We start from the raw sequence: 22,210 nt of genomic DNA on the forward strand, positions 1-22,210 counted from the left end.
GGCTCGACCGCAGGCATCAGCAGCGGATCCTACATCGGCAGCACCAATGCCGCGCTGACTCTCGACCGCTTCGGAAGCGGTGCCAACAAGACGCTGCAATTTGACACGCTGTCCTTTGGCGGACCGCTGGGAGCAGCCTTCCTCACCGTGGCGAACAACCAGGACAACCAACAGCTCTCGGTCAGCTTTAGCGGGCTGACGATGGTACGTAATGCCTACCTGGCGCTCAACAGCCGCACCGGCAACAACGGCAACGTGACCATCTATGGCGGCATCACGGGCAACGGCACGCTCTTCAAGCAGGGCGGCGGCAACCTGTTCGTCAACAGCGACAACACCTCCAATTACAAAGGCGGAACCGTTCTCAGCGGCGGCACGGCCTTCTTTGGCACGTATGAGGGCAATGTGACGACCCTGAGCAGCACCGCCAACCTTGGCTCTGGCAACATTCTCATCAACCCAGGTGCGGCGATCCAGTTCAACGGCACGGGCAACCTGGTGTCAGGGTGGACAGGCACGACAGACCTGCGGAGCAACGCGCTGGCCAACTACGGCATCATCCGCCTTGCCTCCAATGACACGCTTTCGGCCTTCAACGTGGTCATCGGCAGCCTGGGTGGTCCGCAGACGACCTCCTACTTCAACCTTGCCGGTGGCAGCGGGCTGAACGGAACTGGCAAAGCTGGTGGCGGCATCATCGTGGCGCTGAACACGGTCTATACTCAGACCATCAACCTGGCCCGCATCGGCGACGGTACTTCGTTCCTTGGTTCCTCGAGCAATGCCGTCGGCCAGAACGGAAGCTACAATGCGGCCACGCTGGGAGTTGGAGCAGGCAACACTTACCGCCTGGGCACGGGTGGCGCGACACTCTATGTGTCCAGCGACATGGCGAACAGCAATGTGCTGACCGACGCCTCCAGCACTGCAGCGAGCCAGCTCATCGTCGGTCTGCCGTTCAGCGTGCTGAACAACGACAACATCAACGGCGGCAACGGCCGCGGCACGGTGGTTCTCATGACCGCCAACAATTACACCGGCAGCACGGTGGTGAACCGCGGCAGTGTTCTTGAATTCCGCGGCAGCCTGACGACCAGCTCCTTCGACACCTGGGGCACGCTCACCGCTGGCGGCCTTGGTGGCACGTTCCTGAACGCTGCTGGCACGGCCAATCTGGGGACGGTCACGCTGCGCAGCACTTCCGAGCTCCGCTTTGACTACTCCACCGGACTTCTGGCGACCAACAAGCTGGAAGGCTATGGCGGCCAGGGCCGCTGGGATGACGATACGGCCATCGCACTGAACAACTCCACGATCCGCCTCATCGGCAACCGTGACATCGAAATCACGGAAACGGTGGGCAATGTGACGCTCAACAAGTTCAGCCAGATCGCGGTGCAGCGTGACCTGCTCGACCGCACGGTGACCCTCGTCCTGGGTGGTGGTGCAGGCAACGACATCACCCGCCTGATCAACCAGGTCGTCAGCGGTGTCACCATCTCTGGCAACAGCGCCACGCTGCAACTCAACCCTGCGAACGCCAACTTCCTTGGCAGCGATGAGCGCATCAAGCTGTTCGGCGGCACGGGAGCCACCGGTATCGCCGCTCTTGGCGGGATCACCAACGGCATGCTCGCACCTTGGATGGTCAATGCCACCGATCTGCAGTTCCTTTCCTACACTGCGGACAATGGCTTCGTGAATGCAGGCTTTGACGGCAGCCGCTCCGGAGCACTTGGCAACACCAGTGTGGTGACTGAGCGCACCTTCATCAGTGGAGCAGCGTCGATGGTGGGTGGCGGTGGCCTCGCACTCGACACCTACGCCCTGAGGATTGATGCTGACATCACGTTTGCCTCAGGCACTGCGGCAGCTACGGACCGCATCCAGATTCGCAGCGGTGGCCTGATGAGCAACGGGGCAGCCCGCACTGTGACTCCTGGCATCTCCTTTGGGGTCACTGCGCAGGAAGCAAACATCTACAACGCCAGCACCCTTACGCTGGGTATTCTTGCGAATCCGACCACCACGGGTCAGATCACGAATGCCACGAATGTGATCAAGCAGGGTGCAGGCACACTGGTCGTTGAAGCCGCACAGGCCAGCTTCAACGGCAACTGGATCGTCAATCAAGGCAGCATTCAATTCCGCTCTGCCACAGTGCAGGCCAACCTCGGTGGCACAGCCACTCTGTCGCAGATGATCGCCGGCACCAACGGTCTGGTGGTTCTCAACGGCTTTGGCAGCCAGCTGCAGCTGCGTGCAGACACAGCGAACACAGTGTTCAACCTCGGGCTGGTCATCGGGGAGAGCAATCCCTACGCGGTCCTTAACAACGACCGTGCCGCAGGCACCACCAATGCGCTGAGCATTATGACAGGCGGCATCCTGTTTGGCGGATCCCCAGGGGAGCAGGGGCAGACACTGTTCTACAACAATGCGGGCAACAACATTGCATTGCAGGTCAACGGTCCGCTGACACTCAGCGCGGCCACCATGGAAAGCGCGCCTTCCTACAACTTCATCCGCAACGACCCCAACCTGACGATTTACGGTCAGGTCACCGGTGGTGCGACCTTGGTCCACGCTGGTGGTGGCACGCTTGAGCTGGGCAATGGTTTCACCGGCTTCAGCAACGGCATCAACACCTTCTCCGGCGGCGTGATCAACGTTCAGGGCGGCCTGACCATCCGTGCCCTTACGACGGGAACACCGGTGAACTTTGCCACCATCTTCAGCGGTGTTACCACCGGCGGCATCGGCTCCGGGGACGTCACCATGTATGGCGGCACCCTCAATCTCCGACTGGATGGCACGGGGACTACCACCCGCGAGCGCTACGTCATCGGCACCAATGCGACTGGCAACAACCTCATCATCAATGGCGCCTCAGTCATTGATGTGAACCGCAACGTCTCCACGGTTGCCACGAGCAAGCACATCGTGTTCAACAACCTGACGATTGGCTCCAACTCGCTCGGTGTCACGGGAGCCAATTCCTACGTGCTGGAAATCAACGGCGGCACAAGCCTTGTGGGCACGCCGATCCTGAACGCAAGCACCGCCGAACTGCTGCTCAATGGCGCCATCACTGATGGCGGCAGCAACTCCGCGATCATCAAGAACGGCGGAAGCAGCCTCTGGCTGAACAGTGCCGCCAGCACCTTTGGCGGAATGTATGCCGGCTTCCTGAGCGCCAAGGGCCTCGGCATCGTCGTGAACGCTGGCCTGCTGCGTTTTGGCGACGTCAACTCGGGCGACACCAACCTCAGCAACGTGATGGATCTTTCCGCCATGCTCAGGGGCAGCACGATCCGGGTGAACCCCGGTGCGCAGATCCTGGTGGGCAGCAGCGCGATCAGCTTTGGCGCAGGCCAGATCGAGATGATCAGCTCCGGCTCGTCGCTGTCCATGTTCCGTGTGCGCAGCACCTCGCTCACACAGGGCAAGCTGGCCGCCTGGCTCTCCAGCAACTCCAGCGGTGTCATCGCTCTTGATGTGGCACCCGCAACGGCTTTGAACCTTGGAGCCATCGGCAACGGCACCGCATTCCTGGGTGCGGCGACCAACACGACCTACGCATTTGAAACGCTGGGCATTGGATCCGGCAACATCTACCGCATTGGCGGTGGCAGCACGACGCTGACACTCAATTCCAGCGCCGCAGGGCTTGCCGGGGTGCTGGCGGAAGCGGCGACGGGAACGCGGGTGCTGATCGGCACACAAGCCGGCAATGGCGGTGGCGGCGTTGATTCCTTTGACATCAACACCTACACTGGAGGCACCATCATCAGCCGCAGCTCGTCCCTGGTCATTCGTGAAACTTCCACGGCTACAGCCGGCCCGCTGGGCAACGGCGGCACGGTGGACATCTTTGGCACGCTGCAGGTCTATGGCAACGCCACGCTGCTGAACGCCGCTGGAACGGCCAATGCCTACAATGTCGTCATCCACCCAGGTGCCGTGCTCTGGCTGGACAACGATGCCGTGGACCTGGCGAACCGCTGGGATGACTCCACCGGCATCAGCCTGAACGGCGGGCAGCTGTATTTCCGCTCCCGCAACGTGGCGACCACGACCAGCACGGAAACCGTGGGTGCTGTGACCTTCTCGCGCGGCTCCTCCATCCGCCTGGACAAGCGGCTCGCAGCTGGCGCCGCACAACTCACTGTGGCCAACCTGGTGCGCACTGGCACGGGCAGCACGCTCGCGATCACGCCAAGCACAGCCGGCAACCTGGGTGTGGCTGGCAACGATGATGCGGAGCGCCTGATCGTCTCCGCCTGGAACACCGCTCTTCCGACCCTCTCCGGGGTCGTGAACTCGGGTGTGGGTGGACCGACGGGAATTCTGCCCGGCTACTACATCGACACCTCAAGCGGTTCATTCGTGAGCTACAACGCCACGACAGGCTTCCAGCCGCTGCTGAGCACGCTGACACCAACGGCCGGGCAGGTGGCCTACAGCAACATCATCTCCGGTGCGACCGTGAACGCCGGCATCAATGCTGGAACGGCCACGGTGGACCTGACGGGAGGCGGTACCTTCACGCTGCAGGACAATCCGTATCTCTATGCGCTGCGCATGAACGCCGCCAACATCAACAGCTCGTTTGGCCAGTTCAACACCATCACCTTCGGCGGCAGCGGAGCCAATGTGGGCGGTCTGATCGCCATCACGACCAACGTTGCCATCAATGCCAACCTGAAGTTTGGCAGCACGGGCGCCAATGAAGGGGTGATCTACAACACCTCCACCATCACGATGAACGGCGACATCAGCGCCGGAAGCATCACGAAGTTTGGCTCCGGCAACCTGACGATTGCCAAGGACCAGACGGCTGCTGCCCGTGGTGACGGCGGCTTCTCCGGCAACTGGGTGGTCAACGGCGGCACGCTGCAGTTCAACACATTTGGTGGTGCGGGCGACGGCGGCACGATCACGCTCAACAGCAGCAGCACAAGCACCGCCGCTGGCTCCACACTGACGCTGAACATCAATCCTGGCAGCCCAGTGCTGGCGCAATACAGCATGGGCCGGATCATCACTGTGGACAATGCCGTCATCAATGTGGACACGCAGACCTCGGACCGCACTGTGGGCATCAGTGACCTTGAAGTCTTCTCGACGGACACGACAGGGCTGTCTCCTGCTCGCATGCGCATGGTCATCGGGCGTGACCGCACGATGGTGAACGCAGGAACATTGTTCCTCACCGGCACCGGCAGCTCGATCATTGACATCGCTCAGACAAACACGACGAACAACCAGATCACCTCTGGCAATTCGACCGGGCTGAACATCGCCGGCCTGAGCGGCAGCAAAGACCTCATCAAGTGGGGCAACGGCTACCTCTACGTCGGAGGTGACAACAGCAGCACCTTCAGCGGCAACCTCATCATTGAGGCGGGTGCTGTGGCGCTGACCAACGTGAATGCGTTTGGCAATGCCGCGACGAACATCACGGTGCGCCGCTACGGCGTGCTGGATCTGATGGTCACCGGCTTCAACAAGGCAGTCACCTATGAGGCGGCGTCGATCGAGCGCTGGAGCGTGGACAATGCGCGCAGCGGCGCCATCAATCTGCAGGGCGCGACCCTTCAGGTGAATGCGGATCAGTTCAACACGGTTGCCACCATCACCCTCAACGGCGGTGCGATCGAAGGCTTCCTCCGCAATGATGACCTGGTGAGCGGCAACTCGGGAGCGGTGTTCCGCACGCTGGGCGCCGGAGTGAGCGTCATCCTGGCGAGCAACTCCTATGTGGGGCAGAATGCGCTGACAGACGGTGCGAACGGCACAGACAACGGCCGCTCTGCTGACAACAACCCCGGCTCAGGCCTGCCTGACGGCAACAACAACAGCGCGCTGACGGACACGGGCCGAGGCGTCATCCTTGAAATCAAGGGTAACATCTCGGGTGCAGGCGGCCTTACCAAGCAGAGCGCCGACACGGTGATCCTCTCCGGGACCAACACCTACGCGGGCAGCACCAACGTGACCAACGGCTACCTCCGCCTTGGCTCCGCCACGGCTCTGCCGAACGGCACCAACGTCACCACCTCCGGCCGCGGTGTGCTCGATCTGGGAGGCTACAATGTCTCCATCGGCAACCTCAACAGCTCGGTGATCACGGGAGCCGCCTTCAGCAACTCTGCCGGCTTCATCACCAACAGCGCGACTGTGCTGAAGACACTCACCGTGACTCCAAGCACGGACAGCACCTACGGCGGCGTGATTCAGAACAACGTCAGCGTCGTCAAGAGCGGCAGCAAGAAGCTCGTCTTCACCAACGTGAACACCTACAATGGTGACACCACGGTGAGCGGTGGAGTGCTGGAAGTCAGCCACGTCACTGCCGGTGCCATCGACGGCATTTCAGGCACCTCCTCTCTGACGGTCGCCAACGGCGCCACCTTCAACCTGCTGACCGGCACCACAGGCGGTGTGCTGACTCTGGCACCTTACACGGGCACGATCCTCACGCTTGCCGGTGGCAGCCGTCTGGGTGTCGAAGTGGGAACCACTGGCAGCAGCATCCTGCTGAACACTGGCGCCAAGGCACTGGTGACGGGCAACGTCACTGTGGATGCCTACTTCCTCAGCGGACAGACGCCGGGGGCCACCTCCACCATCCTCGCGGCAGCATCTGGCGGCCTGGTGAACACCAACGGCAGCTCGGGCACCTACACCGTCGGAAACCTCTACAACGTGACCAACTTCAAGGTGACCAGCATCACAGCCACGGACACTCTGGTGTACTTCAACACAGCCTCCACGGCAGCTCTCACGGCAGCCTATTGGAAGGGCGGCTACAGCGGCGCGGCCAATGTCTGGGCGGTCTCCAACGGCTCCACCTCCAGCAACTGGGCGACGGATCTGGCCGGCACGGCCACAGGACTGGTGCCTAGCGCCAGCACGGATGTGTTCCTCTCCGCCACCAGCAACACGAACCAGAACAACATGGTGCTGGGTGCCAACATGAGCATCAAGAGCCTGACGGTGAATGCACAGAGCGCCGGCAGCAACGTGGTGCTGAACAGCGATGGCGGCTACACGCTCACCATTGCGACGAACATCACCACTGACGCGGGCTCCAGCGCGGCCACCATCAACAGCAACGTGGCTCTCAGCGCGGCCACGGCCACCATCACGGTCAACTCGGCCAATGCTCTCACTCTCAACGGTGCTGTGAGCGGCGCAGCCATCACGAAGGCAGGGGCTGGCACCTTGGTTCTCGGCGGAGCCAACACCTACACTGGAGCCACCACGGTGAGCGCAGGCGTGCTCAGCCTGGCCAACAGCCTGGCTCTGGGAACGATTGCCGGAGCCACCACGGTCTCCAGCGGTGCATCTCTGGAACTGCAGGGCGGCATCAACGTTGCCAACGAGGCTGTGACCATCAATGGCGCAGGCGCCTCGGGTGCCGGTGCACTCCGCAACCTCAGCGGCGACAACATCTACAACGGTGCTCTCACCCTTGGCAGCAACTCCACCATCCAGTCTGACGCTGGCAGCCTGTCCATCCTCGGACCTGTGGGTGGCACCGGGCTTGCGCTTACTGTCCAGGGAGCTGGCAACACGATCATCAGCGGTGTCATCGGCACGGGTGCCTCCGGCACTGTGATCAAGAACGGCACCGGCACCCTGACGCTGGCCAATGCCAACACCTACACGGGTGCCACGACGATCAATGCTGGCACTGTCAGCGTCTCCAACGCCACGGGCCTTGGAACCACGGCAGGAGCTACGACGGTGAATGCAGGCGGTGCGCTCAACGTCAATGGCGTCACGGTTGCAGAAAACCTGACGATCAACGGCTCTGGTGTCTCATCCACGGGTGCTCTCACCGGAACTGGCATTGCCACCGTCAGCGGCACCGTGGCGATGGGCAGCAGCAGCTCGGTCGGAGCGGCTAACGCTACGGACGTCCTCACCATCAGCGGTGTGATTTCTGGCAGTGCCTTTGACCTGACGAAGGTGGGAGCCGGCACCGTGGCCCTGACTGCGACGAACACCTACACGGGCAACACCACCGTCTCGGGAGGCACCCTGTCCATCGGCAACGGAGGCACGACCGGTGCGATCTCCACCACGAGCACGGTCAGTGTTGGCACGGGCGGTGTGTTTGCGGTGAACCGGAGCGACGCTGTCACTCAGGGGACTCAGTTCACAGCCACCGCCATCACTGGCACGGGTGGATTTGCCCAGACCGGAACGGGTGTGACGACCCTGTCCACGGCCGGCAACAGCTACTCGGGCGGCACCACGGTCAGCAATGGCGAACTGCGCGTGACTGGCAGCCTGACCGGTGCTGGTGCGGTGACAGTGGCCGAAGCAGGTGGCTCGCTCACCAATGCGGCTGTCCTTGCGGCTGCTGGCGACGGCACCACGACCGGCGTCATCGCCGGTGCGGTCAATGTGGGTGGCGTCAACAGCGTCGGCATCCTGACACCGGGCGTCACTTCTGCCAATGCAGACAAGGGCACGCTGACGATCACCGCTGACAACACGGCTCTGACGGTGGCCACCGGCTCGCAGATTCAGCTGGGCATTACCAACCCAACGTCTGCCGCAGTGGTGGACTACTCCGGCACCTACAACATCGGATCCAACACCTATACCAATGCCAAGGACTACTTTGCCGCACTGGGTGCAGGTGCCGATGTTTACACCAAAGGAGCGCCGACAGCCTCCACGGACATGGACTTCATCAATCTGAGCGGCAGCAACAGCACCCTGTCTGTGGGCAACCGTGCGGGTGCCGCATGGGGTCAGGGATCCATCGTGGTGAACTCGGCCGGAACCGTCAACGTGCAGAAGGGCCAGGTCTTCAATCTCATCGACTGGAGCGGTGCCAGCATGAGCGGCGGCTTCAATGTGGGCGCCTTCAACACCTACGATGCAAGCACCAGTGTGATTGCTGGCGATCTGGACCTTGCCGCGCTCGGCGCAGGCCTGTCCTGGGATGTCAGTGCCTTCACCACCTATGGTGTCCTGGTTGTGGTTCCAGAACCTTCCCGCATGCTGCTGCTGATGTTTGGCCTGCTGGGCCTGTTCTTCCGCCGCCGCCGCCGCAACGGCGCGGTGTAACCTGCGGAGGGGCAAAAAAAGCCCGGTCAGCCGATGGCGGCTTGACCGGGCTTTTTGCATTTCAACATTCCGACATCAGGCAGGCAGCAGAGCGGGGGCAATTTCTCTGGCGGCCCGGATGAGCCGGTCTTTCTCCTCGGCAGTGAAATCATAAGGCACGAGCTTGCCGATGCCCAGCGTGCCGCAGAGGCGGTCGCCATCCAGCACCGGGACGGCCAGGGTGCCTTGCACCTGGGTCTGCTTTGCTCCAGGCTTGGCCACACCGGAGGTGTCCGTCTGCAGGTTGCACATTTCCACCGGTTCCTTGCGCTCTGCCGCTACGCCGGCAATGCCTTTGCCGACGGGGATGGACTGGATGATGGGCATCAGGGCTTCCGGGATGCCCTGGTGTGCCACCAGCTTGAGGTGGCGGTCAGCCGGGTCCAGCCGGTGAAGCGTGCCCGTGGTGCAGCCGAAATCCGCGATGGTTTGAGAGAGAAATGCAGCCCAGGTGGGATCGGTGGAAGAAATCATGACGCAGGGAGGGAGGGTAAAGTCGGGAATTGTCGTTGTCGCAGTGAGATGGGGGCGTTATTCTGGAGGCATCTTCGTTTCTGTCATGAAAACCTGCTCTGCTTTTTTTGTCCTTCTTTGGGTGACAGCTGCCGCCGCGCAGCCAGCTGCGCCAGCGAACACGCCGATCGTGGCGAAGAGTACATACCATCCTGACAATTCTCATTCTGAGACGATTGTGGACAAGACCACCAACGAGCTCATCGAGTCCACCTACAACTCCGGGGGGGCGCTTGTGGCCAAAAAGCACTACCTGCTCAATGAGCGCGGGCTGCCCACGCAGGGCCACATTTACGACGGGCGTGGCAACCTTGTGGCCCGGTCCCAGGTCTATTTTGATGCGTACGGGCGTGCCACGGAGATGCGCTCCTTCAACCTGAACGGCCAGTGCTATCAGCAGGTGGTCTATGAGTATGATGCTCAGGGGGCAGCCAAGAAGCCCAAGGTGGTCAATGTTGACCCGCGAGCAGCCCCTTCGATCAAGCCTGGTGTGATTGATTTCACTCAAAACCCGGCAGCTCCGGGAATGGTGGTGCCGCAGCAGCAGGCGGTGCCTGCGCAGCCGAAGCCCGCGGCCGAGCCGCAGAAAAAGTCCTTCTTCAAACGTTTGTTTGGCAAATAGCACTGATGGAAGCTCCTGCACCCGGCCAGCGCTGGATCAGTCAAAGCGAGCCCGAACTCGGGCTCGGAATCGTCAGCGGTCTTGAAGGCAGCTTTGTGGACGTGAGGTTCCCGGCTGCCGGAGAAAAGCGCCGGTACGCACGCAATGGTGCCCCGCTGCGCCGTGCCAGCTTCCATGCGGGCGATCAGATCTCCCTGCGCGATGGCACCGCGCTGCAAATCGATTCAGTCAGTTCCATCGATGGTGCTTTGATCTATCACTGCGGCAGGCGCAGTGTCCCTGAGTGTGACCTGGCTGACACGCTCAGCCTTGGCGGCCCGCAGGAGCGGCTGCTGGCTGCAAGCACGGACGATCTGCAGACCTTTGCCCTCCGTGCGGAAGCCGTCGAATGGCGCTGCCGGATGCAGGCTTCGCCGGTGAGGGGATTCATCGGGGGGCGGGTCGATCCCATTCCGCATCAGATGTCGATTGCGGCAGACGTCACCGGGCGGCTGCTGCCGCGAGTGCTGCTGGCGGATGAGGTGGGGCTGGGGAAGACGATTGAGGCGGGACTGATCCTCCACCGGCTGAACCTCACGGGGCGTGCCTCACGCATTCTGGTGCTGGTGCCTGATGCGCTGCCACATCAGTGGTTTGTCGAGCTTCTGCGCCGGTTTAATCTGATGTTCAGCCTGTTTGATGAAGAGCGCTGTGCGGCCATCGAAGCCGGAGATCCGGAGGGGAACCCCTTTCTGGACAGCCAGCTGGTGCTGTGCCCGCTGTCTCTGCTGAGTGAGTCGCCCAAGCGAGCCCAGCAGGCGGCAGACGCGGCCTGGGACCTGCTCATTGTGGATGAAGCACACCATCTGGAGTGGGCTGTCGGAGCGCCGGGTGTCGCTTATCAGGTGGTCGAAGCCATCGCGCAGCGGGTGCCTGGCGTGCTGCTGCTGACCGCCACGCCGCAGCAGCTTGGTGCTGAAGGTCACTTTGCCCGTCTGCGACTGCTGGACCCGGACCGCTACGGCGATCTGGACGCTTTTCTGGAGGAGTCCGGCCGCTATGAGCAGGTGGCGCAGGTCGTGGACCGGATTCTGCAAGGCGGGGGCATGAGCCCGGAGGACCGGGAGCTCTTTGCCAGCCATTCTCCACGTGTGCAGAACCATGCTGCCGAACTCGCCGGAGGCGATGAAACCGCCAGGCAGCGCCTCGTGGCCGACCTTCTTGATGAATTCGGCACCGGCCGTGTGATGTTCCGGAACACGCGAGCTGTCATCCAGGGGTTTCCGCCTCGGAAGTGCCATCTGCGTGAGCTTGTGCTTGAGGCTGGGACGACACCTGCAGAGGCGCTTGCCCGCTGGCTGGCGGCGACGCTGCGCGAACTCGGTGACGCCAAAGTCCTGCTCATCTGCCGCACGCGAAAACTCGCCGAAGACACGCACGAGCGTCTGCTGCGTGAGATCAATGTACATGCGGTGCTGTTTCATGAAGGGCTCACCCTGATGCAGCGTGACAGGCATGCGGCGGCGTTTGCCGATCCCGAAGGGGCGCGCATTCTGATCTGCTCTGAAATCGGCAGCGAAGGGCGCAATTTCCAGTTTGCGCAGCACCTTGTGTTGTACGACCTGCCGCGAGATCCTGAACTGCTGGAGCAGCGGATTGGCCGCCTGGACCGCATCGGTCAAAAAGGCACGATCAACATTCATGTGCCATTCATCGCGGGCAGTGAAGGGGAGGTGCTGGCGCGCTGGTATCATGACGGTCTCGACGCCTTTGAGCACAGCCTGCAGGGAGCGACGCAGCTTTTGCACAGCTTTGCCGCGGAGATCGAAGAGCTCTGCTCCTGCTTCAATGCCAAGAAGCTCGCCGGCTGCATCCGCCGCAGCCAGGCGCTGAGTCGGGAAGTGCGCCAGAAGCTCGAGCGTGGTCACAACCGCCTGCTGGAGCTGAACTCGTGCAAGCCGCGCCTTGCGGCGCGCATGATCGAGAGGATTCGAGATGTGGATGCGGAGCTGGATTTCGAGCGCTTCTTCATCCGCCTGCTGGACCACTTCGGCATGCATGTGGAGGAGATGACGCACCGGACGTGGTACATCCGCCCTGACAATTTGATCACGGACGCGCTGCCCTCATTGCCGGAGGAAGGGCTTACCTTTTCCTTTGATCGGGAGCGTGCGCTTTCGCGTGATCATGAGGCGTTTCTGACGTGGGATCATCCGCTGGTTTGCGCGGCCCTGGACGTGCTGCTGGGCTCTCCGGCGGGCAATGCCGGATTTGCGTTTTGGAAGGCGTCAGGCGGCGAGGGGCTGGTGCTGCAAGCGTGCTTCATTGCGGAGTGCATCGCGCCACCCTCTTTGCATGCGACGCGCTTCATGCCGGCCATGCCTTTGCGGGTGGCGGTGGATCATCAGGGCCGGGACCTGAGCGCCGATGCTGCCTTTACCCGGGCCAAGCTCACGCCGGGTGATCCGACACGCACGGTGGAGAACGAAACGGTGCGGCACAAGCTGCTGCCAACGATGCTGGGCAAGGCGCAGCAGCTTGCCGAGGCGCAGCTCAAGAGCCTGCAGCAGCGCGCCACGGCGGCGATGCGCAAGCAGATGGATGAGGAGATCTCCCGGCTCGAGGATCTGCAGGCGCGCAATCCGCATGTGCGCCCGGAGGAAATCAGCGCCTTGCGGGACCAGCGTGATGCGCTTGCGGCGGCCATTGGTGCGACCACGGTAAGGCTGGATGCGGTGCGGCTGGTGCTGAGGCTGAGGTGAAGAAGGAGAGTGGGCGAGGATAAGGGCGTTGTCTGAGCGCGGTGCCAGCTTGTGGCGGAGCTTTTTACAGGCGCTACTGGTGGACGCGGGGTGCGATGGGGTGCTGGGTTTGCTTCCCGGTCGTGTTGTGTTTTACCCGGGGACGCCTCGCTCAGGCTCGGCAAACGCTGGGCTCAACTACGCAGCCCTTTCAGGGCTGGTGTGTGGTGAAGGCGCTGGTTTGTTTTTTCAATCAGATTGTGCCCTGTACCAAGATAACCTCGCTAAAGCTCGGCAACCCGTTGGGACTGGTGTCAAGCGGAGTGGGATGACGAAAGAAGGCGACAACCGGCATAGATTGGGGGTGGCGACAACCCACGCGTCCATCAGCGTACGGCAAGCAGCGTGGCGTACGAACGTCCTGGTGGTCGGGCGGTTTGGCGGAGAGCGATGTGGCGCAAGACAAACGCTCGACGTCAAACACACCCAACCTACGGGCCCTGGGCGCCGCGCTGTTCACCTGTTCGATTACAGGCTCTTCTTCGACAGGAATACAGACCTGTTTTCAATGGCGTTTGTTATTACGCAGCCTGGCTGGGGCTGAATATCAAGATTGGCGAAAACTTGGGGGCGATTTCAGTGGTGCTGGCGACGTTTGAGCCTCGCAAAAGAAGAAGGGGGATCATTGCTGATCCCCCCTTTGATGAGTGTTGAAATGAAGGGATCAGGATGATCCCGGTGCTTGGTTAAGCGGGCACGCCGGTCAGGCCTGGGGCCATGCCGCCGTCGTCTTCGTCTTCACGCTTCACGGGGCGTGAGTCGGTGACTTTGGGAAGAGGGGGCGGAGGCGGGGGCTTGCTCTTGTTTTCGGGCGGATTGATGAGATGGCCGTGCTCCATGATTTCCTTGATGTGGGTGCCATCGAGGGTTTCGTATTCGAGCAGCGCGTGGGCGATGGCGTCGAGCTTGTCCTTGTGTTTGATGAGGATCTCGGTGGCCTTGGCGTAGGCTTCGTCGATGAGGCGCTTCACCTCTTCGTCGATCTTCTGGGCGGTGTCTTCGCTGTAGTTGCTGCTGCCACGGCCCATGAAGGCGTTGCTTTCGTTTTCACCGTACTCGATCATGCCGAGCTTGGTGCTCATGCCCCAGGAGCAGACCATGCTGCGTGCCACACGGGAGGCCATGCGGATGTCGCCGCTGGCGCCGCTGGTGACATCGCCAAACTGGATTTCTTCGGCCACACGGCCGCCCATGGTGACGATGAGGTCGTCGAGCAGTTCGCTTTTGCGGTGGGTGAACTTGTCCTCTTCAGGAAGCATCATGGTGACGCCGAGGGATGGGCCGCGGGGGATGATGGTGACTTTGTGCAGAGGGGCGGTGTGCTCCAGCACTTCATTGAGGATGGCGTGGCCAGCCTCATGGTAGGCGGTGTTTTCCTTCTCCTTCTCGGTGAGGGCCATGCTGCGGCGTTCGCGGCCCCAGCGCACCTTGTCACGGGCTTCTTCGAGCTCGGGATTGGTGATGGACTTCATGTTCTTGCGCGAGGCGAGGAGGGCAGCCTCGTTGAGCAGGTTTGCGAGCTCGGCACCCGAGAACCCGGGGGTACCACGGGCGATCTTGGAAAGGTCGGCGCTGTCTGCGAGCTTCACCTTCTTGGCGTGAACGCGGAGGATTTCCTCGCGGCCTTTCACATCCGGAAGATTGACGGTGACCTGACGGTCAAAGCGGCCCGGACGCAGGAGTGCGGGGTCAAGCACGTCGGCGCGATTGGTGGCGGCGATGATGATGATACCTTCCTGGGTGTCGAAGCCGTCCATTTCGACGAGCAGGGCATTGAGGGTCTGCTCACGTTCGTCATGGCCACCGCCCATGCCGTGACCGCGATGACGGCCGACGGCGTCGATTTCGTCGATGAAGATGAGGCAAGGGGCGTTCTTTTTGCCCTGCTCAAACATGTCACGCACGCGGCTGGCACCGACACCGACGAACATTTCGACGAAGTCCGAGCCGCTGATGCTGAAGAATGGAACGTCGGCCTCGCCGGCGATGGCCTTGGCGAGGAGGGTTTTGCCGGTGCCGGGAGGGCCGGTCATGAGGACGCCTTTGGGGATCTTGCCGCCGAGGCGCTGGAACTTCTTGGGGTCCTTGAGGAACTCGACGATTTCCTGCACTTCTTCCTTGGCTTCCTCAACTCCGGCCACGTCCTTGAAGGTGACCTTGTTGCGGTCCTGGGCGAGCATCTTGGCCTTGCTCTTTCCAAAGCTCATGGCACCGCGGCCGGCGCTGCGGAGCTGCTGGCGCACGAGGAAGTAGAAGAAGGCGAGGATGACGAGCAGGGGAAGCAGGAAGCCGATGAGGGAGGACCACATCTCGTTGTCATAGGTGGGGATGAGGACGAGCTTGTGGGCGTCGAGCAGCTTGTGGAGCTCCTCTTTCTGGAACTCGATGTTCACCTGGACGCTGAAATCCTTGGACTCCGTCTTGGGGGCTTCGGCAGCCGGCTTTTCAGTGACAGTCACCTCCTTGGCGGGAGCCTCAAGGGTGGGGTTGCCCAGGCTGGGGGCAGGCTCCGTGCCAGATTCAACGGGTTTGGCCACCGGGGCTGGTGTGATGCTGGGGGGCAAAGGGAAATAGCCGCCTTCAATGACCTGCTTGGAGGTGGCGTCTGAGTTGATGAGGACCAGCTTCTTGTTGGGGTCGATGCGGCCGGCCTCAACGTGTTTTTTGAATTCGGCGTAGTCGAAGACCTTGCGGCTTCCAGCCAGCCCCTTGTTCATCATGAAGCCCGAGATCAGCAGGGTGATCGCGAGCGCGAAGAGCATGAACCCGCGCCAGTTGAACTGCGGATCTTGGTTGCGACGGTTGGGACCGTCGGGGCGGTTGTTGAAGGGGTCGTCGGACATGAGCGGGGGTGTTACAACTAAGTAACGCGAGTCCGAGCATACACGCCGGTAATTTTTTTGCAAAATGCGATTCGCCGGGACTGGAGCCCCCCTTTATGGGGGGAGCAGCAGGCTAACGCTCGATGGGAACGCGTTTGAACTCGCGTGTCAGGCTGGTCAGGGAGTCTTCAACGCCCATGCGTTCCAGGCTGCTGGCGCCGACGAAGCCATCCGCCGAGGTTTTGCTGAGGATGAATTCCACATCCTTGGGGGTGTTGATCGGGCCGCCGTGGGTGAGGGTGAAAACGTTTGGATTCACGCTCTTTGCGGCATCAATGATCTCCTGGGTGATCTTGACGGTGTGGTCCCAGCTCACCACGGCATTGGTCACGCCGATGCTGCCGCCGACGGTCGTGCCGACATGGGCGATGATGGCGTCGGCTCCGTTTTGGGCCATCTTTACGGCCTCCTCCGGCGTGGCGACATAGACGATGCTGAACATGTCCATGCGGGTGGCGAGGCCGACCATTTCGAACTCTTTTTCCACGCTCATTCCTGTTTCCTCCAGGACGCCGCGGAAATGACCGTCCACAATGGTGTGGGTGGGGAAGTTGTTCACACCGGAGAATCCCATCTCTTTCACACGGCCGAGCCAGTGCCACATGCGGCGGCGTGGGTCCGTGGCATGCACGCCGCAGACGACGGGGATTTCTTTGACGACGGGCAGGACTTCGTATTCGCCGATCTCCATGGCGATGGCATTGGCATCTCCATAGGCCATGAGGCCGCAAGTGCTGCCGTGGCCCATCATGCGGAAGCGGCCGCTGTTGTAGATGATGATGAGGTCTGCGCCGCCTTTTTCGATGAACTTGGCGCTGATGCCGGTGCCTGCGCCCGCGGCGATGATCGGCTCGCCCTTGGCACGGGTGGCTTTGAGGCGGTCCACGACTTCTTGCTTCGTGTAGGGATTTCCGATTCCGGTCCAGGGATTGGGCATAAGGGTGAAGTTTGCGGTTGTTTGCGATGGCTGGCGCTGCGCGCGTTTGCAGTTGTTTGGGAAACCATTGCAAACCACAGTCGACAACGGCAAACAATCGCAAACTTAAGCTTATGCACGCCCGCGCCGCCATCCAAGAGCTATCCGAAACGCACACCCACGGGCCTGATACGGAGTACCGCATGGTGCGTGGGTCGGAGAGGGATACGCGGGCCTGGCTGCGCAGTGCGCCGCTGTGCACCACGCTGGCGACGCACCGGATCGCGCATGCGGGGGTGATGACGGCGCGTGCGCCGTACCGTATCGTGCGGATGCACCAGGGCGGCCTGTATTTCCTGGCATGTCTTGAAGGGGAGGGACGGGTGCTGGTGGATGGTGTGTGGAAGAAATGCACGGCAGGCATGGCCGTGGCGCTGCCGCCTTTCATGGTGAACGCCTTTCATGCGGTGCCGGGCAAGATCTGGCGCTGCTGCTGGGTGCGCTATGAGCAGCAGCCGGAACAGACGCCGATCCTGAGCAGCAGCTCGCCGCTGATGGCTCCTTTTGCCGGTGCGGCGCTGTGGAATGCCATCGAGGGACTCATTGAGGAAGCTGGAAACGCAGCGCAGCCCGCCGCCATGTTTCACTGGGTGGAGCTGGTGCAGCATTACATCGAGCGCTTTGCGCAGCCGTGGCAGGTGGATGACCGGCTGCACCGGATCTGGGAAAAGGTATCCGCGAATGTGGGCTATGACTGGACGCTGGATGAACTGGCGCATCAGGCGCATGTGAGTGCCGAGCACCTGCGCCGGCTGTGCCGGAAGGCGCTGGGGCGCACGCCGATGCACCACGTGACGTGGCTGCGGATGCGCAAGGCGGCGGAACTGCTGAGCACGACGAATTTGAAGATCGAGACGATCTCCCACGAGGTGGGGTATCAGAACCCGTTTGTGTTCAGCAACACGTTCAAGAAGTGGATCGGGTGGCGGCCGAGCGAGCACCGGAGCCGGATGGGTGGCTAGACGGAGTGACCGGTTGGGAGGAAAAGCCTAGCCTGCCTGGGCCGCACTCCTGGAACGGTGAGAGCACTCATGGGCAATGTAATGCTGCAAGCGCTCTATTTCATCCTGCTGGCGCTTGAGCAGAGGCACAAGGGCGCGGAAGAGCTGGTTGAGGTTGTCCGCAGTGCTTTGGGGCAGTTCGTTTCCGCATGCGATGCGAATGGCCGCGAGTTCAATGGCTTCCAGTTTTTGTTTCATGCGCGTACCCACAGGCTACGCAAAAGGGATTCATTTGTCGCAACATATGGATATTTTCCGTTATCAAAATATCAAAAATGACGCGAAAAATACCAGGGTGGCGGAGTCAGCGGGGGGATTAATCGTCGCCATCGACGCGTGAGATGCCGGCGTAGAGCTCGGGGAAGCGGCGTTCGAGGGACTTTGGGGTGATGTAGCCGATAAGCTGGGCCTCGTTCCAGTCTGCCAGGCCCCAGAACTCATGAGGGAAAGCCATGATGATGGCCGTGCAGGTGGGCACTTTGGGGATGTGTGCCCGGGCGAGGATGTGCTCGGCGAAATCGTGGAGGCCCGGATTGTGGCCGAAGATCATGGCGTGGTTCCAGCTTTCTTCAAAACCGCGCATGACATCGAGAATCAGTTCGGAGTCCGCCAGGTAGAGGCGGGATTCCAGGAGCAGTTTTTCAACCGGCATGGCAAAGGTCTCGCGCATGATCTGAGCGGTGCTCAGGGCGCGAAGCGCGGTGCTGGTCACGAGCCGGTCCGGCAATGGCAGCAGGGGGGGGGAGTCTGCGCCGCCGAAGTAGGTGCGGTGCAGGAATGTGGCGACCGCCGGTGCGGCGCGCTGCCCGCGCTCATTGAGCGGGCGATCATGATCCGCGAGCCCAGGCTGCCCCCAGCTGGATTTGGCGTGTCGCACGATCGTGAGGTATTTCATGATTCAAGAGGCAGGGGCGAGGCAGGGAGCGAAGGAACTGGAATGAGGAATGAGTGACGGAGCCCGGCACTGACGCAGGGTGATTGCGGCATTTCAGGCGTTTGTCATTCGGATTTTTTCCGTCATTTGACTGCGCCACAAAGATGAGCAGGCCTCAGGAGCGTCAGGCGGCCACTTTTTCGAGCCTGATGGGGTAGGTCTGGAAGGCATTCCACTGGCAGACAATGAGGTCGCCGTTTTCGAGGACGCAGACGTCGTGACCGTGGTCGAAGACACGCTCGGCCTGGGTCAGGGGCTTGAGCTTGCCGTCTTCGTAGACGGGCTCGCTGCCGCCAGGGGCGCTGATGACTTTGCCAGCGGCATCCAGCACGACGGTGAAACCGCTGGGGTTTTGCGGCAGCTTGTTGATTTCCGGGGTTTTGGACCAGCAGACTCCAGCGTAAAGCTCCTGGCCGGAGATGACGGGGCGGCAGACCATGGCGCCGGGTACGGGCAGGGTTTCGAGGTATTTGCCGTCGAGAGTGAAACGGCGGAAGCAGTTGTCTGCGCGGGAGGTGACGATGACGGTGGCTTTGTCTGCGCCCTGGCGGGTGTCGATGGCGATGCCATGGGCGTTGTTGAGGCGCTGCTCTTCGGGCACGCCCTCCTTGCCGCCGAAGCGCTGGATGAATTTGCCGCGGGAGTCGTAGCGGAGGACATGCTGCGAGCCGTAGCCGTCCACGACGTAGATGTCCCCATTGGGGGCGATGGCGGTTTCGGTGGGATTGAAGACCATGCCCGGCTCATAAGCGCCGACGCTCATGGGGTGGCTGATGGAGAAAATTTCTTTGCCGGTGAGATCGGTCTTTGTGACGCGACCGGTCTGGCGGTAGCCGCCGCTGCCGGACTTCCAGAGGCCGCTGTCGGTGACGAAGAGGAACTCTTCGCCGTTTTCATCGGAGAGCGTGAGGCCATGGCCTCCGGGCCAGACGCTGCCCCAGGAGTCGAGGATGGTGCCGTCGGGTTTGAAGACGAGCATCTGGTTGTCCCAGTGGTCTCCGATCATGAAAAGGCGGCCGTCTTTGACCTGGACCATCTCGTGGCAGTTGAGGATGGGGTGGTGACGGCCCTGGCCGGCAGGCACCCACTCCTTGTTGACCCTGTAGCGGTGGGTGCCGTGGCCGATGACGACGTCTTTTTTCGGATCGGGGGCGCTGCGCAGCGTTGCTGTGAAGCTGGAAGCGGCAGCGGTGGCCAGGCCTGAGAGGAAGAAGCGGCGTGTTTTCATGCGGAGCGGAAACGGCCACTCAAGCACGCAAGTGACCCGGCTCAATGGCGTTTCATCATGGTGGCCACATTGTGGACCATCTGCGTGAGCTCGCCTGCTTCATAGGGCTTTGGCAGAACGCCGACAAAACCGCGCTCGAGGAAGACCATCTGAACCTCCTCGGTCACGCTGCCGCTGGTGCAGACGATGCGTGCATCGGGATCGAGGTGCAGGATCTCTGCGGCGGTCTCAGTGCCGTTCATGCCGCCACGCAGGGTGAGATCCATGAGGACAACATCGGGCGGGGTGCCGGTGCGGAAGAGGCTGTGGTAGATGCGGACGGCATCCTGGCCATTGTCACACTGCACGACCTCGTAGCCGCAGCGGGTGAGGATCATGTGGGCGACTTTGCGCAGATCGTCCTCGTCATCGACGATGAGCACCTTGCCTTTGCCGTGCTTGAGAGGGACCGGTACGGTGTCTGCCGGGGCGAGGGGTCTGGTGCCGCCGGTGCCTGCGGCCGCCGGCAGATAGACGCTGAACTCGGTGCCGACGTTGGGTGTGGAGGTCACGCGGATGTCGCCACCCATTTCATCAATGAAGCGTTTGCAGGTGGTCAGGCCGATGCCGTTGCCGTCGGGCTTGGTGGTGAAGGATTCGCGGAACAGGCGGTCGATATTTTCCCTTGCGATGCCGCAGCCGCGATCGCGCACGATGATGTGAACATGCTTGCCGGGCCTGAGCTTGCCGTCTCCCGCAGGGCCGACCACGAGATTGAAAGCCTGGACGTCCATGTAGCCGCCGTGAGGCATGGCCTGGATGCCGTTCATGACGAGGTTTTGCAGTACCTGGCTGAGCTTGACGGGGTCTGCCACGGCCTGGCGCAGGTTATCGTCACTGCGCACGCACACATGCACATTGGAGCCTGCGCCGGCAAACTCGACGGTGTCACGAATGAGGGAGACGATGTCTGTGGGCTCCAGTTTCCGAGGGGAGGACTTGGAAGCGGTGACGACCTGGGAGGTGAACTGCTTTGCGCGCTTCAGGCCTGCAAACACGAGCTGCAGCTCCTGCGCCAGCACGGGGTGGTCCTGCACCTGCTGGATCAATGCCGAGAGACGCACCGTGACGGGGCCGAGCAGATTGTTCACATCATGTGCGATGCCTTGGGCGAGCGCTGCGAGATTTTCCTTCCTCAGCAGGGCGGACTGAGCGTCCAGGTCGTCCGGTGCAGGCTTGGGCTCCGGCCTGACGGCGACCGCAGGGGTAGCTGGCTGGACCGGGGTGATGAGAATGGTGAAGTTCAGCAGCTTGCGCATGCTGTTGAAGACCGCCCGGACACGCCACCTGCTGGGGACAGGAGCCTGCATGCGCAGGCTTTGCAGCTGGCATTCGCATTCATGGCAGCCGCCATGGTCCACGGCCATCCGGAGGCTTTGCTGGAGGGTCGCAGCATCACGGGCATCAGCGACGAGGTCGTTCAGCCCCAGGCCACGCAGACCTGATTCGGGGTCGGTGCCAGCCAGCATTGCTGCGGCGGCATTGCTGAAAAGGACCTTCTGACCGCTTTTAGGATCGCTGGCTTCGCTTTCCACAATCACCACACCATCGGCCACCTGGTCGAGCGCGACGCGGAGGTAATAATTTGCCACTTTGAGGTGCTCCAGCCCCTGCTCCAGCTCAGCGATCGCTGCTGGAGATGCGGAGGAAGTGGAGAGGGAGGGTGGCATGAATTTTCCGCGTGAATCCAGTTCATTTAGCAATCTCCAATAATTAAGACAACTTTAATTTTTGATACTTCGGATATTTCTGACTCCAATATTTGAGAGGGGAGCGGGTGAGAAATTTGCCGAGACTGCAGGTACAGGTGAAAAACACCTTGCCGAAACGGGCTTCTCCACTACCATCGCCGCCCCTATGTCCAAAAATGCCGGTATCGCCAAGACGAGGAAAGCTTACGCCAAGCGGTTCAAAATAACTGCCACGGGTAAGGTGCTGCGCCGTAAACAAGGCAAGCGCCACATCCTGCAGAACAAGAGCCGCAAGCGGAAGCGCAACCTCGGTAAAGTCGCCCTCGTGGCGGAAGTGGATGTCAAAGCAATCAAGGCGAACATGCCGTTCTCCCATCGCTAAGACGCCCACGGTCTCTCTCATTTGAGACCA

12 protein-coding genes (1 of these 12 only partly in view) are annotated in these 22,210 nt (G+C 61.6%); 6 read left to right on the plus strand and 6 right to left on the minus strand.

The annotated features are described in order from the left end of the window. Window positions 1–9,093 carry the 3' end of an autotransporter-associated beta strand repeat-containing protein gene (locus ACFQDI_RS06540; RefSeq protein WP_377164662.1) on the plus strand. The gene continues 33,783 nt to the left of window position 1, outside the view, so only the last 9,093 of its 42,876 coding nucleotides appear in the window; the start codon falls outside the window, past its left edge; the stop codon is at window positions 9,091–9,093. Window positions 9,094–9,168: 75 nt separating this feature from the next. On the opposite strand, the gene ACFQDI_RS06545 is transcribed toward ACFQDI_RS06540, so the two are convergent. Next, a complete protein-coding gene (locus tag ACFQDI_RS06545) occupies window positions 9,169–9,606 on the minus strand; it encodes a GAF domain-containing protein (protein ID WP_377164664.1) in 438 nt (145 codons plus the stop codon). Between the two features lie 85 nt (window positions 9,607–9,691). Here ACFQDI_RS06545 and ACFQDI_RS06550 point away from each other — a divergent pair, with 85 nt between their 5' ends. Both ACFQDI_RS06550 and ACFQDI_RS06555 read left to right on the plus strand, forming a co-directional pair. Then, the gene (locus ACFQDI_RS06550; RefSeq protein ID WP_377164666.1) at window positions 9,692–10,267 is read left to right on the plus strand and encodes a hypothetical protein; all 576 of its coding nucleotides are present in this window, start codon (window positions 9,692–9,694) and stop codon (window positions 10,265–10,267) included. A 5-nt stretch (window positions 10,268–10,272) separates the two neighbouring features. After that, window positions 10,273–13,008, plus strand: a complete 2,736-nt coding sequence (locus ACFQDI_RS06555; protein WP_377164668.1) for a helicase-related protein — start codon at window positions 10,273–10,275, stop codon at window positions 13,006–13,008. Between the two features lie 725 nt (window positions 13,009–13,733). Here the strand turns inward: ACFQDI_RS06555 and ftsH are convergent. Both ftsH and ACFQDI_RS06565 read right to left on the minus strand, forming a co-directional pair. After that, window positions 13,734–15,809 carry an ATP-dependent zinc metalloprotease FtsH gene (ftsH, locus tag ACFQDI_RS06560; RefSeq protein WP_464694251.1) on the minus strand — a complete coding sequence of 692 codons (2,076 nt, stop codon included), beginning with the start codon at window positions 15,807–15,809 and terminating at the stop codon, window positions 13,734–13,736. 193 nt (window positions 15,810–16,002) lie between these two features. Then, window positions 16,003–16,866, minus strand: a complete 864-nt coding sequence (locus ACFQDI_RS06565; RefSeq protein WP_377164672.1) for a phosphoenolpyruvate hydrolase family protein — start codon at window positions 16,864–16,866, stop codon at window positions 16,003–16,005. Between the two features lie 113 nt (window positions 16,867–16,979). On the opposite strand from ACFQDI_RS06565, the gene ACFQDI_RS06570 reads away from it, so the two are divergent. Both ACFQDI_RS06570 and ACFQDI_RS06575 read left to right on the plus strand, forming a co-directional pair. Then, window positions 16,980–17,867 carry a helix-turn-helix transcriptional regulator gene (locus tag ACFQDI_RS06570; protein WP_377164674.1) on the plus strand — a complete coding sequence of 296 codons (888 nt, stop codon included), beginning with the start codon at window positions 16,980–16,982 and terminating at the stop codon, window positions 17,865–17,867. Window positions 17,868–17,948: 81 nt separating this feature from the next. Beyond that, a complete protein-coding gene (locus tag ACFQDI_RS06575) occupies window positions 17,949–18,185 on the plus strand; it encodes a hypothetical protein (protein ID WP_377164676.1) in 237 nt (78 codons plus the stop codon). A 37-nt stretch (window positions 18,186–18,222) separates the two neighbouring features. On the opposite strand, the gene ACFQDI_RS06580 is transcribed toward ACFQDI_RS06575, so the two are convergent. From ACFQDI_RS06580 to ACFQDI_RS06590, 3 genes are all read right to left on the minus strand, one after another. Further along, window positions 18,223–18,801 (minus strand): SixA phosphatase family protein, encoded by a 579-nt coding sequence (locus ACFQDI_RS06580; protein ID WP_377164678.1) that lies wholly within the window; start codon window positions 18,799–18,801, stop codon window positions 18,223–18,225. A 163-nt stretch (window positions 18,802–18,964) separates the two neighbouring features. Continuing rightward, window positions 18,965–20,068, minus strand: coding sequence for an NHL repeat-containing protein (locus ACFQDI_RS06585; RefSeq protein ID WP_377164680.1), 1,104 nt, complete (start codon window positions 20,066–20,068; stop codon window positions 18,965–18,967). Window positions 20,069–20,109: 41 nt separating this feature from the next. Then, window positions 20,110–21,777, minus strand: coding sequence for a hybrid sensor histidine kinase/response regulator (locus ACFQDI_RS06590; protein WP_377164682.1), 1,668 nt, complete (start codon window positions 21,775–21,777; stop codon window positions 20,110–20,112). A 187-nt stretch (window positions 21,778–21,964) separates the two neighbouring features. Between ACFQDI_RS06590 and rpmI the strand changes: the two genes are divergently transcribed. Beyond that, complete coding sequence (gene rpmI / locus ACFQDI_RS06595) at window positions 21,965–22,180, plus strand: 50S ribosomal protein L35 (protein ID WP_377164684.1); 216 nt, start codon at window positions 21,965–21,967, stop codon at window positions 22,178–22,180. Window positions 22,181–22,210 lie beyond the last annotated feature (30 nt).

It is taken from the genome of Prosthecobacter fluviatilis, assembly GCF_042655725.1.
Taxonomy (GTDB): domain Bacteria; phylum Verrucomicrobiota; class Verrucomicrobiia; order Verrucomicrobiales; family Verrucomicrobiaceae; genus Prosthecobacter; species Prosthecobacter fluviatilis.